This window comes from Rhodanobacter sp. FW510-R10 (assembly GCF_058781105.1).
On sequence record NZ_JBYSWL010000001.1, the window covers coordinates 761,910 to 776,500 of the forward strand.

At 61.5% G+C, this 14,591-nt stretch carries 13 protein-coding genes; 8 read left to right on the forward strand and 5 right to left on the reverse strand.

Translation table 11 applies throughout. The annotated features are described in order from the left end of the window. Window positions 1–156 precede the first annotated feature (156 nt). From dnaN to AC3WJB_RS03145, 8 genes are all read left to right on the forward strand, one after another. Complete coding sequence (gene dnaN, locus AC3WJB_RS03110; RefSeq protein ID WP_492678608.1) at window positions 157–1,257, forward strand: DNA polymerase III subunit beta; 1,101 nt, start codon at window positions 157–159, stop codon at window positions 1,255–1,257. An 85-nt stretch (window positions 1,258–1,342) separates the two neighbouring features. Beyond that, the gene (recF, locus tag AC3WJB_RS03115; RefSeq protein WP_492678610.1) at window positions 1,343–2,422 is read left to right on the forward strand and encodes a DNA replication/repair protein RecF; all 1,080 of its coding nucleotides are present in this window, start codon (window positions 1,343–1,345) and stop codon (window positions 2,420–2,422) included. Between the two features lie 88 nt (window positions 2,423–2,510). Next, window positions 2,511–4,931, forward strand: coding sequence for a DNA topoisomerase (ATP-hydrolyzing) subunit B (gene gyrB, locus AC3WJB_RS03120; RefSeq protein ID WP_492678612.1), 2,421 nt, complete (start codon window positions 2,511–2,513; stop codon window positions 4,929–4,931). 101 nt (window positions 4,932–5,032) lie between these two features. Next, window positions 5,033–6,340: a tetratricopeptide repeat protein gene (locus AC3WJB_RS03125; RefSeq protein ID WP_492678614.1), complete on the forward strand. Its 1,308-nt coding sequence runs from the start codon at window positions 5,033–5,035 to the stop codon at window positions 6,338–6,340. A 225-nt stretch (window positions 6,341–6,565) separates the two neighbouring features. Further along, window positions 6,566–7,207: an energy transducer TonB gene (locus AC3WJB_RS03130; RefSeq protein ID WP_492678616.1), complete on the forward strand. Its 642-nt coding sequence runs from the start codon at window positions 6,566–6,568 to the stop codon at window positions 7,205–7,207. Between the two features lie 70 nt (window positions 7,208–7,277). Then, complete coding sequence (locus tag AC3WJB_RS03135; RefSeq protein ID WP_492678618.1) at window positions 7,278–8,051, forward strand: MotA/TolQ/ExbB proton channel family protein; 774 nt, start codon at window positions 7,278–7,280, stop codon at window positions 8,049–8,051. Window positions 8,052–8,062: 11 nt separating this feature from the next. Further along, window positions 8,063–8,488 (forward strand): ExbD/TolR family protein, encoded by a 426-nt coding sequence (locus AC3WJB_RS03140; protein WP_492678620.1) that lies wholly within the window; start codon window positions 8,063–8,065, stop codon window positions 8,486–8,488. 5 nt (window positions 8,489–8,493) lie between these two features. Further along, window positions 8,494–8,898 carry an ExbD/TolR family protein gene (locus AC3WJB_RS03145; RefSeq protein WP_492678622.1) on the forward strand — a complete coding sequence of 135 codons (405 nt, stop codon included), beginning with the start codon at window positions 8,494–8,496 and terminating at the stop codon, window positions 8,896–8,898. 249 nt (window positions 8,899–9,147) lie between these two features. On the opposite strand, the gene AC3WJB_RS03150 is transcribed toward AC3WJB_RS03145, so the two are convergent. From AC3WJB_RS03150 to speE, 5 genes are all read right to left on the reverse strand, one after another. Further along, complete coding sequence (locus tag AC3WJB_RS03150) at window positions 9,148–11,040, reverse strand: phospholipase D-like domain-containing protein (protein ID WP_492678624.1); 1,893 nt, start codon at window positions 11,038–11,040, stop codon at window positions 9,148–9,150. Between the two features lie 81 nt (window positions 11,041–11,121). Beyond that, a complete protein-coding gene (locus AC3WJB_RS03155) occupies window positions 11,122–11,595 on the reverse strand; it encodes a SixA phosphatase family protein (RefSeq protein ID WP_492678626.1) in 474 nt (157 codons plus the stop codon). Between the two features lie 61 nt (window positions 11,596–11,656). Next, entirely contained in the window at window positions 11,657–12,292 is a 636-nt protein-coding gene (locus AC3WJB_RS03160) for a nucleotide-binding protein (RefSeq protein ID WP_492678628.1), read from the reverse strand. Window positions 12,293–12,404: 112 nt separating this feature from the next. After that, complete coding sequence (locus tag AC3WJB_RS03165) at window positions 12,405–13,442, reverse strand: hypothetical protein (protein WP_492678630.1); 1,038 nt, start codon at window positions 13,440–13,442, stop codon at window positions 12,405–12,407. A gap of 98 nt (window positions 13,443–13,540) precedes the next feature. Beyond that, the gene (gene speE, locus AC3WJB_RS03170) at window positions 13,541–14,395 is read right to left on the reverse strand and encodes a polyamine aminopropyltransferase (protein ID WP_492678632.1); all 855 of its coding nucleotides are present in this window, start codon (window positions 14,393–14,395) and stop codon (window positions 13,541–13,543) included. Window positions 14,396–14,591: the final 196 nt, after the last annotated feature.

Genomic DNA, 14,591 nt, shown 5'->3' on the forward strand with positions numbered 1-14,591 from the left:
CGCGCACATGGCAACACCGCGGTTCCACACAGCGAATTAAATTACAAGAAATTGATATATAAGGATAAACTAGATTTAACCGCTGTCTCCACAGACACAACAACAACCAAAACCTCTTACTTAAGAAAACAACAGCTCATAGAGGAAAGCCAGGCCATGCAATTCAGCATTCAACGCGAAGCACTACTCAAACCACTCCAGCAGGTGGTCGGAGTCGTTGAGCGGCGGCAGACGCTGCCTGTCCTGGCCAATGTCCTGGTCAAGGTCGCGGGAACCAAGCTGGCGATCAGTGCGACGGATCTTGAAGTGGAGATGATTGCGGCGGCCGAGATCGACAACCCGGAGGATGGTGAGGTCACGATACCCGCCCGCAAGCTGTTCGACATCGTCCGGGCTTTGCCGGATGGTTCGCAGCTGGATGTCAAGCTCAAGGGCGAGCGGGTTGGACTGCAGGCGGGGCGGAGCCGGTTCACCTTGACGACGTTGCCAGCGTCCGAGTTTCCGACCGTCGATGGCATCGACCTGGTAGAGAAGGTGAGCCTGCCCGAGGAAGTGCTGCACAACCTGATGGAGCACACGGCATTCGCCATGGCAAATCAGGATGTCCGCTATTACCTCAATGGCATGCTGCTGGATTTGCAGGAGCATACGCTGCGTTGCGTGGCTACCGATGGCCATCGTCTGGCCATGAAAGAAACACAATTACAAACGACAGTGAGTACGCGCCGGCGAATCATCATCCCGCGTAAAGGCGTCAACGAGCTGATCGGCCTGCTGGAAAGCGATGGCGGCATGGTCGAGCTGGAGTTCGGTCGCAATCATCTGCGGGTGCATCGCGGCGAGGTGACTTTCACCACCAAGCTCATCGACGGCAAGTTCCCGGACTACGAGGCCGTGATTCCGCTCAGCGCGGACAAGACTGCGGTACTGGCGCGCGATGTGTTGCGCGGTGCCTTGCAGCGCGCGGGAATTCTCTCAAACGAGAAATACCGAGGGGTACGGCTGGAGCTGTCGCCCGGCAAGCTCCGCATCGTGGCGCACAACCCTGAGCAGGAAGAGGCAGTAGAGGAAGTCGAAGCCGAAACCCAGGTCAGCGAACTGGCTGTTGGTTTCAACGTGGGCTATCTGCTCGACGCGCTCGGTGCCCTGCAAGGCGAGAAGGCCCGGCTCAGCCTGCGCGACGCGCAATCGAGCTGTCTGGTACAGGAAGTGGACGACAAGAGCGCACAACACGTCATCATGCCCTTGCGACTTTGATGAGTGGTTGCGGCAGCCCTGGAGGGAGCCTGACGGCGCATAGCTTCAGCGAGCGAAGACCACTCCGGCGCAATGTTTTGCCAGTATGAACCTGCTCGCATTACGCATCCAGGACTTGCGTTGCTTGAGCCACGTGGAGTTGGAGCTGAGCCCTGGCATCAATGTTTTCCTGGGCAACAACGGCGCCGGGAAGACGAGTGTGCTGGAAGCTGCTTTCCTGCTCTCGCATGCGCAATCGTTCCGTAGCGGCAACAAGGAAGCGCTGGTCCGTCGTGGCGCAGACCAGCTTTCGGTATACGCGGAACTGCGGCGCGCGAATGGTTATACGAACCAGCTGGGCTTGGGTTGCAGTGATGGGCGCTGGTCGGCGCGGATCGACGGCAAGACGGTATCGCTGGGGCAGCTCGTGCACGCCTGCGCCGTGGTGTGTTTCGAGCCGGGTACACATGCCCTGGTGGGTGGCGGGGGTGAACACCGACGACGCTATCTCAACTGGGGCCTGTTCCACGTGGAACCACGCTTCCTGGAGACTTGGCGACGGTACGAGCGGGCGCTGAAACAGCGCAACAAACTGTTGCGTTCGGGTCAGCTGGCCAATTCAGCGCTATTCGCGCCTTGGGAGCGGGAACTGGCCGATGCGGGAGTGGCCATCGACCGACAACGCACGGCCTACCTGCAACGCCTGACACCGCTGTTGCAGGAATGCGCCGCCAAGTTGCTGCCGGAGCTGGGTTCCCTGGAGGTGCGCTACCGGCGTGGCTGGCCGGACGCCGTGGACCTGCAACCAGCGCTGGCTGAACAACGTGGCAGGGATGGCGCGAGGGGACATACGAGTCTCGGTGTACATCGCGCCGATTGGAGCCTCGTGTTCGAGCGGGCACCGTTGCGCGAGCATCTCTCCCGGGGCCAGGAAAAGCTGGCCGCACTTGCCTGTGTCCTCGCCCAGGCCCGGCTTTACGCCCTCGAACACACAGAGTGGCCAGTGGTATGCCTGGACGACTTTGCTTCAGAGCTGGACGAGCTTCACCAGGAGGCCGTGGCGGATGAGCTGCTGACCGCGGGGGCCCAGGTACTTCTGAGTGGAACACAGGTGGCCGACAGTCTTTCGGCATCCGCGTCGGTACGGTTTCACGTGGAACGAGGCGAGGTTACGCGCCTGCTATAATTGTCGATTGCGCTGCACCCTACTGAACTTGGTGGTCGACCCGCCGTGGGCAGTTTGGTGGCGCACGTCCAAAGAAGCCGAGCCCAACATGACTGAACCGACCTACGACTCCCGCAACATCAAGGTATTGCACGGGCTGGACGCGGTACGCAAGCGTCCAGGCATGTACATCGGCGACACCGACGATGGCACCGGCCTGCACCACATGGTGTTCGAAGTGGTGGACAACTCGATAGACGAGGCGTTGGCCGGTTATTGCGACCGCGTTAGGGTGATCCTGCATGATGACGGTTCTTGCAGTGTCGAGGATAACGGCCGCGGTATTCCGGTGGGGATCCATCCTGAAGAAGGGCGCTCGACGGCGGAAGTGGTCATGACCATCCTCCACGCCGGCGGCAAGTTCGATGCCAATTCGTACAAGGTGTCGGGCGGGCTACATGGTGTGGGCGTATCGGTGGTCAACGCGTTGAGCGAACACCTGTGGTTGACCATTTGGCGCAATGGCTTCGAACACCAGCAGGAATACAGTCATGGCACGCCTTTGTACGCGCTGCAGGTCAAGGGCCCGTCGAGCCGGCGCGGCACCCTCGTGCGTTTTCGGCCGAGCCGGGAAACGTTCGGCGACAACCTCGAGTTTCGCTACGAGGTGCTGGTCAAGCGTTTGCGCGAGCTGGCGTTCCTGAATTCAGGCGTCACCATCGAGCTCATCGACGAGCGCGGTGAGGGGCAGCGGGAAGTCTTCGCCTACCAGGGTGGCATTCGCTCGTTTGTCCAATACCTGGCCAAGTTGAAGACGCCATTGCACCCGAACGTCATCAGCCTGATCGCGGAACAGGACGCCATCACGGTCGAAGTTGCGATGCAATGGACTGATTCTTATCAAGAATCCATGTATTGCTTCACCAACAACATCCCGCAGCGGGATGGGGGTTCGCACCTGACCGGTTTTCGTGCAGCCCTGACCCGTTCGCTGCAGAACTATGTGGAAAGGGAGGGCTTGGCCAAGAACGCCAAGGTGGCCCTGTCCGGCGACGACATGCGCGAGGGCATGATTGCGGTGCTCTCCGTCAAGGTGCCAGATCCGAAGTTTTCCTCCCAAACCAAGGACAAGCTGGTCTCCTCGGAAGTGAAGACGGTGGTCGAGCAGGTGGTCAACGACAAGCTCGGCGAGTTCCTGCTTGAGCACCCGACCGAAGCCAAGGCCATCGCGTCCAAGGTGATCGATGCCGCGCGTGCGCGTGAGGCGGCACGGAAGGCCCGGGAAATGACCCGGCGCAAGGGCGCGCTGGATATTGCCGGCTTGCCGGGCAAGCTTGCCGATTGCCAGGAAAAGGATCCTGCGCTGTGCGAGTTATTCCTGGTTGAAGGTGACTCGGCAGGTGGTTCGGCCAAGCAGGGCCGCAATCGCAAGACCCAGGCCGTGCTGCCGCTGAAAGGCAAGATCCTCAACGTCGAGAAATCGCGTTTTGACCGCATGCTGGCTTCGGCCGAAGTCGGCAACCTGATCACCGCGCTGGGGACGGGCATCGGCAAGGATGACTACAACCCCGACAAGCTGCGCTACCACCGCATCATTCTGATGACGGATGCGGACGTGGATGGTTCGCACATTCGCACCTTGCTGCTGACCTTTTTCTACCGTCAAATGCCGGAGTTGATCGAGCGCGGTCATATCTATATCGGGTTGCCGCCGCTGTACAAGATCAAGCAGGGCAAGCAGGAGCTCTATCTCAAGGACGACGCAGCCCTGCACGACTATCTTATTTCCAGTGCCGTGGACCAGGCCGAGCTCAGCTTCCAGCCTGACGCACCGCCAATCACCGGCACCGCATTGGAAAAACTGTTGCGCGACCACCAGCGGGCGCTTGACCAAGTGGCCAAGCTGGCGCATCGCTTCGACCCGGTGATGCTCGGCGCCTTGCTGGAACACGTACCGCTGGAACCCGCTCTTTGGAGCGACGTACCAGCAATGCAAGAGTGGCTTGAAGGAGCCATGGCGCGGTTGGCCGCCAATGGTCTCGGCCGCGCGCATTACCGGATGAAGTTGCGGCCTGCAACGGCCGACCAACCAGGTGGCCTGGAAGTGCAACGTGAGCAGCACGGCCTTGTCCACGCCTGGCTGATGCCGCAGACGTTCTTCGGCAGTGCCGATTATCGGCCCATCCTCGAAATCAGTCGTGAGCTGCATGGTTTGATCCAGGGCGGCGCCATCGTGCGTCGTGGCGCTGCTTCGCGCGGAGTACTGGACTTCGCCGCCGCCCGTGACTGGTTGATGGAAGAAGCGAAGAAGGGCCGCAGCATCCAGCGCTTCAAGGGCCTGGGCGAAATGAATCCCGAACAACTGTGGGAAACCACAGTCAATCCGGATACACGGCGCATGCTGCAGGTCGGCATCGAAGACGCCCAGATTGCCGACGAAATGTTCTCCATGCTGATGGGGGAGGCGGTGGAACCGCGACGCGAATTCATCGAGACGAACGCGTTGAAGGTTTCCAATCTCGACGTCTAAATCCGATGTCGCGATGCAACTTGAGCTTTGCCGCACTTTCCGTTTAACTATGCGCTCGGCTCGCCAGATAGAGCCGTCTACTTACACGTACGGGTGATTGCATGAAGAAGAAGCTGTTGACCAGCGCATTTGCGGCGGTGTTGTGCATGGGCACCGGCTTGGCCACGGTATACGTCACGCCGGTGGCCGCAGCGCAATCCTCCAAGAGTGACAAACCTGAGGCGCTGTATCCCAACGCGACGCGCAAGGAGCCGAAGCTCGACCTGACCAACCCGCGCGACCAGAAGGCCATCAACGAAGGCCTGGAAGCCGCAAACGCCGGAGACGCCGAGAAGGCACAGAAAGATCTGCAGCCGATCATCGACAAGAGCAAGAGCAAGTACGCCCAGGCGATGGCCCTGCAAGGTTTGGCCGGCCTCAAGTACCAGAGTGGTGACGTGAAAGGCGCCATCGCCATGCTGCAGCAGGCCCTCGACCTCGGGGTGATGCCGAACGACACCTACTTCCAGTTGTTGTACATGCTGGCGCAGTTCCAGATGGCCGACCAGGACTACCAAGCCTCGCTGAACACGCTGACGAAGTGGCGTGAGGAAGGCAAAAGAGAAACAGCCGACTCCTATGCGCTGGAGGGCAACGCCGACTACCGCCTGAAAAAGTACCCGGAAGCCATTGCAGCCATCCAGAAGGCTAAATCGCTGAGCACCAAGTCCGAGCCCAGCTGGGACCAGATCCTGATGGCGAGCTACGCCGAAAGCGGGCAGCCCGACCTGGCCGCGAAACTGGCAATGGACCAGGTGGCCGCAGCGCCAAACGATGCGACCGCCTTGAACAACGCCGTCGCCATCCTGACCGACGCGAAGAAATATCCGGAAGCCATCGACCTGATGGAGAAGGCGCGCGCCAACGGCACGCTCAAGAGCGAAACACATTACGTGAACCTGGCCAAGCTGTACCTGATCACCGGCCAGTCCAGTGACGATCCCAAGCCGAACGCCATCAAGGCTGCGCAAGTTATTGATGATGGCATGAGCAAGGGCATCATTCCCAAGAGCACCGCAAACTACACCTTGCTCGGCGAGGCGGCGCAACTCGCCGACAACAACGCGCAGGCGGTGGACAACTACATCAAGGCCTCCGCTACCGCGAGCGACGGTGAGGCTTCCTTGCGTGCGGCTCAGGTATTGATCACCGAAAACAAGTACGCGGATGCCAAGAAGTATTCGCAAGAGGCGCTGGACAAGGGTCTCACTGACCACAAGGGCAATGCCTACATGGTGCTGGCCGCCAGTGAGCGCGGCTTGAAGCACAAGGCCGAAGCGATCGCCGCCATGAAGAAGGCAGCGGAGCAGCCGGAAACCGCAGCCAAGGCCAAGGAATGGCTCAAACAACAACAAAACGGTGGCCGCTGAATGGAAGGCTATATCGGCTGACCAGTACAACGCCAGATGGACGTCCATTCGTGATGTCCAGACAGGGGAAAAATGCTATACATGAGTTTCGGGTTGTTGTAGTATCGGTTGTCTTATCCTCGCGTTTCCTCGGTGGTGCGTACCGCCCACAAGTCAGGGGTGGTTGCGTGTCACGGCTTCGTGGTGACGTCCTTATCCCGCTCGATCAGCTTCAGACAGTGACAGATGGCCTCTCGTAACGATGAAAACAGGCGGTTTAGTTGGAAGCGCACCTGGGCATTGGCCGTGGCGGTCGGGCTGCATGCTTTCGCGTTTCTGCTGATGGTTGCACCTGTCGCTCCGGACCAACCGGCGAAGGTGAAGAAAGAGCAGATTGTCCAGGTAAACTTCATCGAGCCGCCGCCGCCGCCGCCGCCGCCGCCGCCGCCGCCGCCCGAGCCACCCAAGCAGCCGCCGCCGAAAGAGCCGCCGCCGCAACCGCCGCCGACTCCGACTCCACCGCCCGTAGCGGAGGTTTCGCAGAACCAGGTGCAGGCGGTACCGCCCGCGCCACCGAAGCCGCCACCGCCGCCCGTGGCCGATACCCAGGCCAGCCAGGATCTGAGTTACAACAGTCAAATCCAGCCCAAGTATCCGCCCCAGGCAGTGCGTGCTCGGCACGAAGGGACGGTTATCCTGCTGATCCTGGTGGGTACGGACGGCTCGCCCAAGGACATCAAGGTCGAGAAGTCCAGTGGTTATCGAGAACTTGATCGTTCGGCCATGGATGCCGCAAAACAATGGCGCTTCAACCCGACGGTCCGTAATGGACAAAAGGTTGAGGGCTACGCTCGTGTACCAGTCACTTTCAACCTCAACCAGATGTAACCCAATCGGCTGTAACCGGCGGTGATCGATTACAGTTACAGTTCACGCTTGACTTCCTTAGGGTAGCGTTATGTTCCTACAGACTCCTGATACGACCGGTGCCGCGCCAGCATTGGGTGGCAATAGCAATGCTGAAGCCATGAAGCAGATGGGCTTCGGTGACTTGATGCAACACTTCGACTGGCTCGGTTGGGTCGTCTTCGTCACCTTGATCATCATGTCGTTCCTGACGTGGTATTACATTGTGGTGAATACGATCCGCAACATCGTAGTGAGCCGGCGCGCCGACAAGGTGATCGACGGGTTTTGGGCTACGTCCAATACGCAGGAGGCCATCCGCGAATTGGAAGCACAGCCAAAGAGCGAGCCGTTCTCAAAGATTGCCCTGGACGCGGCAGCGGCGGTGGCCCACCACCAACATTCCCAGGCCACGGCAACTGCTGACGGACGGGTGGCCAGTGCGCTCACTCGTTCCGAGTTCATTGACCGCGCGTTGCGTCAGGCAATTGCTCGCGAGAGTCTGCGTCTCGAGGCTGGCTTGACCTTGTTGGCAACGGTCGGTTCCGCGGCACCGTTCGTCGGTCTGCTCGGTACGGTCTGGGGCATTTACCACGCGTTGATTCGTATTGCCGCATCCGGCGACGCGTCGATGGCGGTCGTGGCGGGTCCTGTCGGTGAGGCATTGCTGATGACCGCATTCGGCTTGTTCGCCGCCATTCCCGCGACCTTTGCGTTCAACGCCTTCAACCGGGCAAACCGGGTGACGTTTGCACGCTTCGACGAGTTCGCGAATGACCTGCACGATTTCTTCGCCACGGGTTCGCGCGTCGAAAGTCAGAATTGAGGGCTTAACCCATGTCGATGAGTGCCGGAGGCAATGCCAGTGGGATGATGGCGGAAATCAACGTCACCCCACTGGTGGATGTGATGTTGGTGCTGCTGATCATCTTCATGATCACTGCTCCCTTGATGACCCATTCCATCAAGATCGACCTGCCGATTGCCAACCCGCATGCCAAGGAAGACGTGGCCAAGACTCCTCCATTGGATCTGGCAATCAAGCAGGACGGCAGCTTGTATTTCAATGACCAGCCGATCACCAGTTCGGAACTGCGGGCCACGTTGGCCGTGGCTGCACAGAAGATCCCCCAGCCCGAATTGCAGATTCGGGCTGACCAGAACACCGAATTCAAGCTGGTCAGGGCGGCGCTAAATGACGCCAAGAGCCAAGGCATGGTCCATGTCGGCTTCATGACGATCGGCAAGCCGCACCAGGAGTAAGCGTCATGGCCAAATCGAAAAAAGTTGAACATGCGGGCCCGATGAATGAGATCAACGTGACACCGTTGGTCGACGTTCTGTTGGTGTTGCTGATCATCTTCATGATCACGGCACCGATTCCGGCCTTGAAGATCAAGGTCGATCTCCCGCAGCCCAATCCGAATCCGCCGACCACCAAACCCCTGGATCCCATCCACTTGCGGATCGATCGTGCTGGGTCCTTCTATTGGAATGACGTTCCGGTGGATGATCAAGGTTTGCAGGCACAGCTGGCCGTCATTGCCCAGCAGAAGGAGCAACCGGAGATCCAGATTGGACCGGATGACGCCGCGGCGTACAAATATGTCGCACACGTCCTGGCTGCGGCCAAGACCTACGACCTTGTAAAAATTGGATTTGCCGGCGGCTAGGCACAGAAAAGACTGGGGAACAACGCTAAAGGAAGGGAGCGGCCTGCATTTGCGGGCCGCTTTTCGTTTGGCGGCGATAACGCCGCGCGATGCCGGCACCGCATTGTCCATGACCAGCCCGTCCAGCGTCTGTGACTACCGCTCGCTGTGGCGATTGCCTGGCCTCAAGCAAAATGCCTGGCATCCCCTGCGCGCGATACGGATGTGGTGTTTTTTGACGTTGTCCTACCGCCTGATGGCTGGCGTCGACTAAAGGATGGTGCTGGCTCCTACGCCAAAAGCCGTGAACAGGCGGGTGTAGATCCACTTGCCAGACAAAGCGACGTCCGGGAAGTCGCCGACCGCGGTGTAACACGAATAGAAGTCCGGATCGGAAATCGACAAAGGCTGGCACCCGGGATTGAGTTCGTAGCTGGTCGCATACCGGAATGGCCAGAGATCGAAGATTGGCAGATACGACGACACCTCCGCCATGGCCTGGTTGACGTCGGTGAGCACGGGTACAGTGGCGCTCCGCGGCGCGATCACCCAGGCATTGTCGGGTGTAGTGCTGAGCAGGATCGATGCCCGTACCTGGCGCGCAAAGCGCTGGTCATGGACGATGACCCCGGCTTCAGTGTTGTAGTGGTCCGAGCGCGGGTCGAAGTTGTGGGAGCCGACCATCGCGAAGGCCTCGTCCACGACGATGGACTTGGCATGCAGGCTGAAGCGTTGTCCCTCACTCACCAGCGGCACAGGGCGGTGTCGCTGGCCGCGGCTGCCAAACAAGCCACGACCGCCGGTTTCGGCCGGCTCGCCTTGGGCCAGCCTGCGCTGCGCAATGCCTTGGACAGCATCGGGCGGCTGCTCCGGATCTTCACTGTTGGCGTCAAGATAGGCCGCGCCTGCGATTGGCGCATGGGGTTTGAACTCATAGATCTCGAAGCCGTAGCGCACGAGATAACGCTTGCGATGCTTATATGACATCGCATAGGTCACGAAGGCATCTGTCGCAGCCAGAGAGTTCGTCGACACCAGGATTCGAGGCGGCGGCTGCCGATCGTGCAAACGCTCAAAGATCTTGCCGGCACGCTTGCTGATGACAAGGTAAGGCGTCTGCAAGACGACTTCGCGCTTGGCCTCGCCGACCATCTGCACGACATGCCGGGTGAATGCGGCCGCCGCAGTTTGATCCGGATCCTCGGTCTTTGACGGCATGTCACTGAAGAACTCGACATCGCCGGTGCGCAGGCTCTGTGCCAGGACGTGTGCCGACAACCATGGGTCATCGCCCGCTTCAAGCTGCACGCGCGCCACGCGGCGCGGACGTTCGTACACGGGCGTGATCCAGCCTGGTCCATCCGGATGGGCCGTGATATAGCGATTGACGTCGCGCAGGTGCGTCAAGCCGACCGAGCGCCGATGCGTCCAGAACAGCCGAAAGCTCTCGGCCATGCGCCGCACGGCCGGGCCGCCCACCATGACGTCGCGGTCGACATAGTCAAAAGTTGGGTCCCAGTCGAAGTACCGGTCTTGGTAGTTGCGCCCACCGGTGATACCCACCCGGTCGTCGATGATGAAGACCTTGTTGTGCATGCGCTGATTGAACTTGAAAAAGCAGCACGCGATGCCGGCCGCCCACTGCAACGGCGAGGTATGCGCATCATCGAACGTGGGGTTGTAGAGCTTCACGCGCAAATTGGGGCTGGCCCGTGCCAGCGCGTCAAGCAGGCCCAAGTCGCTGAACGCGCCGAGTTGGTCAATCAGGACGCGCACCTTTACTCCACGCCGCGCCGCTTCGACCAGCGCGTCCAGCATGACCAGTCCGGCATCGTCGTCGTCCCAGATGTACGTCTGGACGTCCACCGCCCGCCGGGCCGCCCGAATCAGGTTCAATCGCGCGACCAAGGCGGTCTCACCGTCGTCCAGCAGGCTTACCACGTGTACCGGATGCCCCGGCGTGGAATCGCGCATGGCCTGCTCGGCGGCCTCCCACAGCGGCGAAGGCACGGCGCAGTGCGCCGGTCCGCCGCAAGGGATGCTGCGGTCCGTTGTGGCGGCAATGATGCCATCGGCCTGACGCACCTGTGCCCGCGTCAGCGTGCATCCCGAGAGGACCGAACCGATCAGCAGCGATGCCAGTGCGAGGCGAAAAACGGTCATGCCTGAGCCATCAACCGGGTCTCTTCTCCGACCTCACCGCCGATACGGGCCCTTTCTGGGTGGTGACGCTATACCCAGGGGTCATGGCGACCAGAATGCGCCAAGGCGCGCGCTACCGGGTTCAAGTGGGCCATTGAATTGCAGTATCGCCAAACCAGCGGGTGGCATGCCGCGAAATTGGTCGGAGCGGCCCTCGACCAGCAATGCCACCAGCCGCTCCATGCCAGGGTTGTGGCCGATCAACAATATCGCGCGCGCGTCGCCATAACGATCCAGCACCGCCAGCAGCTCGCCGGGCGTGGCATTGTAGATTTCCCCGACCTGGTTCGGAATCGAGGTACTGCCAAGCCCCTGCAGCAACAGGCGCGCGGTCTGCTCCGCACGCTTGGCGGGGGAGCAGAGGACGTGGTTGGGCACCACGCCATGGGTGGCCAACCACACTCCGGCAGTGCGTGCCTCTTCCATGCCATGCGGGGTCAGCACTCGATCTTGATCCTTGCCTGACGACGCTCCCGTCTCGGCCTCAGCGTGCCGCACCAAAATCAGTTCTTGCATGGAAACACTCCAGAGCCTGCCTAGGCGCAAGCGTGGCCTTGGTGTCGCGGTTGAGGATGCTTCAGCGCCGTTGCCGCCGGAGCCAGCGCAACAAAGGCTTCCAGTCTTCCTGGTGGCTGCGGACCTGTTCGGATTGGTAGTCGAATATGCCCTTGCCAAGCGCGCTCAGCAACACGTAGGCCTGGCTGTCGCGCAGCTGGGCCACGACCGGAAATGGCGCGTTCCCGGCGAGCTCGGCAAGCGCGTCCTGGCTGGCATGGGTCCACGGCTTGAGCCGGTTGCCCACCAGGGCAACCGGCAACTTGCCGCGTTTGATCTCCGGTACCTGTTGCAATTCGGCAAGGAAATCCTGTGTCGCCCCCAGGTCGAACGACGAGGGCAATACCGGTATCACCAGCGCGTCGGCAAGCTCCAGGTACAGGCCGAGCTCGCGCAAGCCCGCGCCCGCTGGCGTATCGATGAGCAGTTGCCGGGTCTCGCCTGGCACCCGGTCCAGCGACTTGCGGCCTCCGGGCAATCCCGTTACTGCCGGAACCGAGTCCGGGCGCAGCGTCGTCCAGCGCATGCTGGAACCCTGGCGGTCGGCGTCGATGATCGTCGAGGGCTGGCCCGCCTGGGCCCACTGCGCGGCCAGCTGCGTCACCAACGTGCTTTTCCCGCAGCCACCCTTGCTGCTTGCGACGAGTGTCGTGAACATCGCTCGATCCTTGCCACCGTGCGTGGCACAAGCCTAACCGGGAAGCCTCGGGGAAGGAACAGGCGAGCACTCATCAGTCCGAGCTGCGGTCGGCGTCGCTTGGCAGAAAGCCTCAGGGCTTGGGCTCGGCTGATGGAGACCAGCCTGCAGGTGCTTCCGCGCCGATGTGGTTTTCGCGCAGCGCCGCGAGCATCAGGCTCATTTCGGTGCCGCCGTTGCGCGCCAGGGCCAGTAAGCCTTGGGCGACAGCGCGCTCATGCAGCGCACGCGCGTTCAACTCGGCAAAGTTCTTGACCTGCCAGGCGAGATTGATCCGCTGTCGGGCTGCATCGCGTTGCTGTGCGGGATCGGCAGCCAGGGTCTCGCGCAAATGCAATCCCAAGGATTGCGCCAGCGGGCTCGAGCCCCATTCCAGGATTTTGCCCAACTTGAGGCACTCCGCTTTGGTTTCCGCCTCCGCGTCGGGCGCCGTGCAGAGCTTGGCCGCGACCTGCAAGGCGGGTTGCGGCAGCGTATGCCCCAGACCAAATACCAGCATGACCTGGGTTGCCAGCGCGCCTGAGCCGTATGCAGGATTGACCGTTGCGGCCGGGGGCGGCAAAGTCCCGACAGTCTTGGCCAGCGCTTCCAGGCCGGTGCCCACGTAATCGTCATATGCCTTGGCGGCTGCAGCCTGGGCCAGGTCTTCACGTGCGGCGACGTGATCGCGGGCGCGCACGTCGACACCGAGCTTGAGCAGCCAGACTGCAGCGTTGTCCGCAGCCTCCTGCACCAGGGCCTTGCTGGCATCCGGATTGGGACATTGACCCGGGACCGTGGTGCAATCAGCCAGGCGCGCCCAGGTGACCACCGGGCCGGCGCCAGGCGCGGCGGCGGCGCGCCCGATCAATGCGTGGAAGCCCAGCGGCGCGGGCTGCTCGCTGAGTGGCCGCGCCAGCAGCGCAGCGGCCAGCAACGGCTGCGCCTCGGCACGCAAGGCCAGCACGCTGACCAGGTCGCGCTGGAAAGCCAGCAAGGCCTGGTCCTGGGCGCGGTCGGCGGCGGTGATGCGCGGGGTCGGGGTGGTGCTGCGCTTCTGTGCCCAAGTGGAGGTCCCCGTGGTGAGCAGCAGCGCACTGGTGAGGCCAGCCAGCCAAGTGAAAACCCGCATGCCGCGCATATGCCTATTCCGTCAGATGGACACCGGCGGCAGCATACCGGCGGGTGTTTGAACGCGACCCGTCGCGCCAGGCAGGCATCGCCACGCTCCTAGTCGACCAAGGTCTCGCGCATGAATTCAGGTTGGGCCAGCGCCGCCTTGTGGATCTCGGCGTTGTAATAGTGGGTGCGGAATTTCTTGCTGAGCGCGCCGCGTTCGCGGAAATCGTGCAGCTCGCCGCCCTTGCGCGCCATCGTGCAACTCCACCAGCCGGTGGGGTAGCAGGGCTGCGGGAACGGCAAGGTGCGCCTGGCGCTGAAACCGGCGGCGTGCATGGCCGCGCGCATCGACTTGATCAGCTCCAGGTGTACCAGCGGCGACTCGCTCTGCTGCACCAGCAGCCCGCCGTGTCGCAAGGCCTTGAAGCAGGAAGTGTAGAACGCCGTGTTGAACAATCCGGCGGCGGGTCCGACCGGATCAGTGGAATCCACGATGACCAGGTCGATCGACTCTGTCGTCGCTTCGGCGAGGTACTTGATGCCGTCTTCGAACCGCAGTTCCGCCCGCGGGTCACCGTTGTTCTCGCACAGCTCCGGGAAATACTGCTCGGCCAGGCGGGTGACCCGCTCGTCAATTTCCACCTGCACCACGTGCTCCACCTCATCGTGGCGCAACACCTCGCGCAGCGTGCCGCAGTCCCCGCCGCCGATGATCACCACCTGTTTGGCGCAGGCATGGGTGAACAGCGCCGGATGCGTCATCATCTCGTGATAGAAGAAATTGTCCCGGGCGGTGAGCATGATGCAGCCATCGATGACCATCAGCTTGCCCCAGTCCGTGGTCTGGTAGATGTCAATCGTCTGAAACGCTGACTTCTCGCTGTGCAGCAATTGCTCGGTGCGAAAACCAATGGATGAGCCGGAAGCCTGGTGAGCCTCGGTGAACCAGCCTGGCTGCTGCGACATGGCGCGATCCTGGAAAAGTGGATGAGTCGACCGGCAAGTGTAACCACAAGCCGCCATGACGGGTGCAGGTGCTCCACATCTCCGGGGCGGCTCACTACAATGAACGACCGCGGTGGATTGGCCTGCGCCAGCAGGCCGGAACGCCTCCGCACGCCCGACGTGCCTTGCGCGACGCAGGGCGCAGCCCTTTCGTAAG